The sequence below is a fragment of the Hyalangium sp. genome (assembly GCF_035629615.1).
In the GTDB taxonomy this organism is placed as follows: Bacteria; Myxococcota; Myxococcia; order Myxococcales; family Myxococcaceae; genus Hyalangium.
Genome location: NZ_DASPHO010000005.1, coordinates 1 through 5,575, shown reverse-complemented (window position 1 = coordinate 5,575; position 5,575 = coordinate 1). Strand labels below are relative to the sequence as shown.

4 protein-coding genes are annotated in these 5,575 nt (G+C 68.8%); 3 read left to right on the top strand and 1 reads right to left on the bottom strand.

What is annotated here, in order from left to right:
• Window positions 1-570: SRPBCC domain-containing protein (locus tag VD972_RS00115; RefSeq protein ID WP_324978862.1), on the top strand; the 570-nt coding region annotated here is incomplete at its 5' end.
• Window positions 571-622: 52 nt separating this feature from the next.
• On the opposite strand, the gene VD972_RS00110 is transcribed toward VD972_RS00115, so the two are convergent.
• Complete coding sequence (locus VD972_RS00110; RefSeq protein ID WP_324978859.1) at window positions 623-1,654, bottom strand: pyridoxamine 5'-phosphate oxidase family protein; 1,032 nt, start codon at window positions 1,652-1,654, stop codon at window positions 623-625.
• Between the two features lie 81 nt (window positions 1,655-1,735).
• On the opposite strand from VD972_RS00110, the gene VD972_RS00105 reads away from it, so the two are divergent.
• A complete protein-coding gene (locus VD972_RS00105; protein WP_324978856.1) occupies window positions 1,736-2,635 on the top strand; it encodes a LysR family transcriptional regulator in 900 nt (299 codons plus the stop codon).
• 181 nt (window positions 2,636-2,816) lie between these two features.
• Window positions 2,817-5,575, top strand: a 2,759-nt coding sequence (locus VD972_RS00100; RefSeq protein ID WP_324978853.1) for an Ig-like domain-containing protein, incomplete at its 3' end; no start/stop codon positions are given.

Genomic DNA, 5,575 nt, shown 5'->3' with positions numbered 1-5,575 from the left:
GCCCACCCGCCGGAGAAGGTCTGGCGAGCGCTCACCGACAACGCCGAGCTCGTGCACTGGTTCCCTGCGCAGATTCGCGGGGAGCGCCACCAGGGCGCGAAGCTCCGGTTCGTGTTCCAGGAGGAAGTCGGCCCGCCGCTGGACAGCGAGATGAAAGCCGTCGCCGCCGCGGGACACGAGGCGTACCAGGGCAGCGAGGGCGACGCGGCGATGGATGGCAAGATGACGGTGTACGATCCGCCGCGAACGCTCGAGTACACGTGGGGTGGCGAGGTCCTGCGCTGGGAGTTGCAGCCGCGCGACGGAACGACGCTCCTGGTCTTCACCCACACCTTCGAGGAGGAGGCGAAGTCGGCCCGCGACGCCTCGGGGTGGGAGGTGTGCCTGGGCTCCCTCGAGCGCCGCCTCGCCGGGCTGCAGCCGGAGCCATTCACGATGGAGCACTTCAACGTCCTGTTCGACGACTACGCGCAGCGCTTCGGACCCAAGGCCTCGGCGAAGCGGCAGCCGGACACCGCTGAAGAGCTCGCCGCCAAGAATCGCGACTCTGCCAGCAAGCAGGCGCCATGAGCTTCAGCTGCCAGGGCTTTGCCCACCCTGGCTGGCAGCGCTGAAGCGGCAGCTATGGCGAATCGAGCTCATCGCCGAGGGATGCAGCGGCTGCCATCACCTGATCGGCCTCCTGCCAGGAGCCGGTGGCGGCCAGCTGCGGCGCGGGCTTCGCCGCGGACCAGCGGAGCGGCACGCCGTGCTCGATCCAGAGGCCTTCCGTGACGCGGAATCGCACGAGTCGCTCCGCCCCCGCGAAGGCCTCGAGCTCGGGTCCGTCCCAGAGGACCTCGGCTTCGACTGTCAGCGAGAGGAGTCCGCCGGAGGCGAAGTCGACGAACAGGAGCCCGGCTCGTGGGTGGAGGGCCAGATTGCCGAGCGTGTTGAAGAGGAGGTTGCCGGAGAAGTCCGGCGCCGTGAGGATGGTGTGGCCCCTGTCCTCCGTCACCCGCACGAAGCCGGGCTTTCCGCCGCGATGCGAGACGTCGACGCCCTCGACCGGATCGTTGCCTTGCGCGGCCGCGGAAGCCGTGGCGATGAAGAACGTATCCGCGCTACTGATGAGACCCATCGAGTCCTTGGACAGACGGGGGCCTTCCCGCCGCACGGGCCGCGGCTCGAGGACACGGGCTGGCTCGTCGACGAAGACGGGCGCCCGGGCCTGGATGTACTGCGGGCAGTTGCCAAAGCTCTGATCGACCCGGACGGAGAACCGGCCATCAACGAGCTCTGACACCGTTCCGTTCATGCGGTTGCGGCGGCGCGTCTCGAGCTGGATGCCCAGGAGGCCGAGCGGCGCTCCAAGCTTGAGGTTCTGACGGAGGGGATCTCCGAAGCCGGGCAGCGCGTTGACCCCCAGCGTCCATGGGTCGGGAGAGGCCACGAAGCCCGGCTGGCCCACGAGGATGGATGCCCAGGGCCGGCGGCCTTCATCCAGACTCCCGACGATCAGGAAGGGCAGCTGACCGAACATCTCGCGATGCTGATCGGGCATGGACGATCGGATGATCTTCCGTCCGATCTGCTCGATACGGCTGCGGACTCCGACCCGCTCCTGGCATGCCTGCTCGCCAGCGTGGAACGGCGACTGTTCGAAGGGTCCCATGACTCATAGGATGAGCGTTGCCTTCCAGAAGCGGAATGCCTGCTCTTGACAATGCACTGTTGCGCGACGCGGAATGGTCACATGGACCGTCTCGAGACCATGCGGGTGTTCGTCACCGTGGCGGAAGAGGAGGGCTTTGCTGCCGCGGCGCGGCGCCTCGCGATCTCCCCTCCCGCGGTGACGCGAGCCGTCTCCGCGCTCGAGGCCCGGATCGGCGCGCGACTCCTTCACCGCACGACGCGGACCGTGCGCCTGACCGAAGCTGGCCGCCAGTTCCTCGTGGACTGCAAGCGGCTCCTGGGCGAGCTGGAGGAGGCCGAGGCCTCGGCGGCCGGGTCCCACGCGGAGCCACGAGGCCAGCTCACCGTGACGGCGTCCATGATGTTTGGGAGGATGTTCGTCGCGCCCATCCTGCTCGACTTCCTGGCCCGGCATCCGCGCGTGGTGGCGCGGACGTTGCTCGTCGATCGCATCGTCGATCTCGTAGAGGAGGGGATTGACGTGGCCGTGCGGATCGCCCACCTGCCGGACTCGTCGATGAACGCGATCCGGGCGGGGTCGGTGCGGCGCCTGGTCTGTGCCTCCCCCCGCTTTCTGGCCGAGCACGGCACCCCGCGGGCCCCGGCCGAGCTGTCCAAGTTCGACGCGATCGTCTTCGCACCTTCCGCCGCGGCGCAGGGCTGGACGTTCACGTCGGGGCAGAAGGTCCAGACGGTCAGCCCGCCCACACGGCTGATCGTCAACACCGCCGAAGTGGCGATTGCGGCCGCGGTGGCCGGCAGAGGCCTGACCCGGGTGCTCTCCTACCAGATCGCTCCCGAGCTGCGCCGAGGACAGCTCCGGATCGTGCTCGAGGACTTCGAGCCTCCTCCGCTGCCGATCCACGTCGTCCACCCCGAGGGGCGGCGCGCCAATGCGAAGGTGCGAGCCTTCGTCGACTACGCCGTCGAGAGGCTCCTCTCTGAGAAGTCGCTGAGCTGACACAGGCGCTCAGAGTGTGAGCCCCGCCAGCAGGGCGGACGCGGTTCCCTTGTGTTTCCGCCAGCTTGGCGCGAGTGCGGCTCGCCGCGAGTCTCTTTCTGCACAGGAGACGATCCAGCTTCCCAGGATTAATTCAATGTAACAGGAAACGACTCTAGACCCTCATGAGGGGGAGGGAACCATGCGGACCCTGGTGACACTGCTCGCGGCAGGACTCGTGCTCGCTTCCTGTGAGCTTCCCTCTGGAGGCCGCACGACCGAGGGTGAGGCCGCATCGGAGAAGACGGCCCGCTCCTTCGTGGCGGGAAGCCGGCTGCTGAAGACCGAGAAGGCCTTGCCGGGCCGGTACATCGTCGTCCTGGACGAGAAGGCCATGGCCGGGGCGCACGTGGGGCCGCTCGCCCATCAGCTCGCCACCCTCCACGAGGCCTCCGTGGAGCGTGTGTACGCGCACGCCCTCCAGGGCTTCTCCGCGATGATGACGGAGGCGGCCGCGCTGAAGCTGAGCAACGACCCGCGCGTGAAGTATGTGGAGGAGGACGGCAAGGTCTCCCTCGCGAGCACGCAGGCGGCTGCGCCCTGGGGACTGGATCGCATCGATCAGCAGGATCTGCCGCTGGATCAGACCTACTACCATGGCGCTACCGGCAGTGGCATCCACGCCTACGTCCTCGACACGGGCATCCGCGTCACCCATGAAGAGTTCGGTGGGCGCGCGCTCCACGGCTTCTCCTCCATCGAGGACGGCTACGGCTCGAACGACTGCCACGGCCACGGCACCCACGTGGCGGGGACGATCGGCGGCACCACGTATGGCGTGGCCAAGGGAGTGACGCTGCACGCCGTGCGCGTATTGGACTGCACTGGCTATGGCACCTGGTCCAGTGTGATCGCCGGCGTCGACTGGGTCACCGCCAACCACGTCAAGCCGGCCGTGGCCAACATGAGCGTGGGCGGCGGTGCGGCGCAGTCGGTGGACGACGCGATCACCGCCTCCATCAACGCGGGCGTCTCCTATGTGGTCGCGGCGGGCAACAGCTCCGGGAACGCGTGCTCCCAGTCTCCCGCTCGGACTCCCGCCGCCCTGACGATCGGGGCGACGACGCTCAGCGACGCGCGGGCCTCCTTCTCCAACTACGGAACCTGTGTGGACCTCTTCGCGCCGGGCGAGTCCATCCTCTCGGCCTGGCACTCCACCGACACCAGTACGAACACGATCAGCGGCACCTCCATGGCCTCGCCGCATGTGGCGGGCGTGGTGGCGCGCTACCTGGAAGGCCACCCGCTGGCCACGCCCGAGCAGGTCACCACCGAGCTCACCACCCGCGCGACGCCCGACAAGGTCTCCAACCCAGGCACGGGCTCTCCGAGCCGGCTCCTGTATGCCGGCTGCGGCGGGACGAACTCGACGTCGCCGCAGGGGGTCCTCACCGCACCCTCCTCCGGCGCGGCGCTGATCGGCCCGGTGACCCTGAGCGCCACCGCGACGGACGACGAGGAAGTGGTCAAGGTGGAGTTCTTCCTCGGCAACCACTTGATTGGCCGGGATGTCACTGCTCCCTATGAGCTGTTCTGGGACAGCGCCAACGGCAGCAACGGCTCGGGGGTGATCACCGCCAGGGCTTACGACGCCAGCTGCAACGAGGGGGTTAGCGCTCCGGCGGAGGTGACGGTCGTGAACGCCGGAAACGCGACGTTTGACTCCGCGAGGGGGGCTCCCGCGTGCGCCGCCGTGGACAGCCGGTGTGACTCGGTGTGGCTCCTGGAGGGGCGGGGGCCCGTTGGCCCCGAGCCGCATCAGCCCAACACCGTGGACGGCTCCTGCGCGGATGGGGCAGGGGGCACGTACGCCTCGAGCCCCTCGCTGGAGCGCCTTGCCGTGTCCCGGAGCGATGGCACTGCGTTCGCGGCCGGCAAGGAGGTGACGGTCCAGGCCACCGTCCATGCGAGCACGAACTTCGCCCAGGAGACCCTGGACCTCTACGTCTCGCCGGACGCAGGCGCCCCTGCCTGGACGCTCGTGGCGACCCTGTCGCCTACGGCGAGCGGCCGTCAGGTCCTCTCGACGACGTACCTGCTCCCGGCGGGGGGGCTGCAGGTGCTGCGGGGCGTATACCGCTCGAGCGATGACAGCGCCTCGGCCTGCGTCCCGGGCTCCCTCAACGACCATGACGACCTGATGCTCACGGTGGGCCACGAGCCGGACTCCACTCCGCCGAGCGTGGCCATCACCTCTCCAGCGGAGGGCGTGACCGTGCAAGGCACCGTCACTGTCTCCGTGGCGGCGAGCGACAACTTCGGTGTGGACCGCGTGGAGCTGTACGACGGCCCCACCCTGATCGCCACGGGCTCCCGCGCGCCCTACGCACTGAGCTGGGCAACCCGGACGGTGCCCAATGGCGCTCACACCCTCACCGCGCGGGCGTACGACGCGGCAGGGATGCTCTCCACCGCCTCGATCAACATCGTTGTCGACAATGACCACCTGCCGCCGCAGGCGTCGTTCACCACCCCCGCGAACGGCGCGACCGTGAGCGAGACGAGCTCGCTCCAGGTCAGCGCCAGCGACAACCGAGGCGTGACGCGCGTCGACTACTATGTAGATGACACGCTCCTGGGCAGCAGGGAGTACGCGCCGTACACCCTGAGCTGGAGCACCCGCACGGTGCCCAACGGAGCGCACGTTCTCAGCGTGGTGGCGCATGACGCGTCCGGCAACGCCTCGCCCCCGAGCTCGGTGGGCGTCACGGTGGACAACGATCTCTTCCCGCCAGAGACCGCGGTCACCGCTCCTGCCGACGGGGCGGCCTTGAGCGGCGTGGTCACCGTCACGGGCACGGCGACCGACAACCGGCAGGTCACGCGGGTGTACTTCACCACGGAGACTGCCTTCATCGGGGAGGACACCACCGCTCCGTATTCCGTGTCCTGGGACACGAC

What these genes read in the sequence shown, in the direction of transcription:
- VD972_RS00105 (WP_324978856.1), top strand. Translation starts at nt 1,736, where the DNA reads ATGGACCGTCTCGAGACCATGCGGGTGTTCGTCACCGTGGCGGAAGAG.
- VD972_RS00110 (WP_324978859.1), bottom strand. Translation starts at nt 1,654, where the DNA reads ATGGGACCCTTCGAACAGTCGCCGTTCCACGCTGGCGAGCAGGCATGC.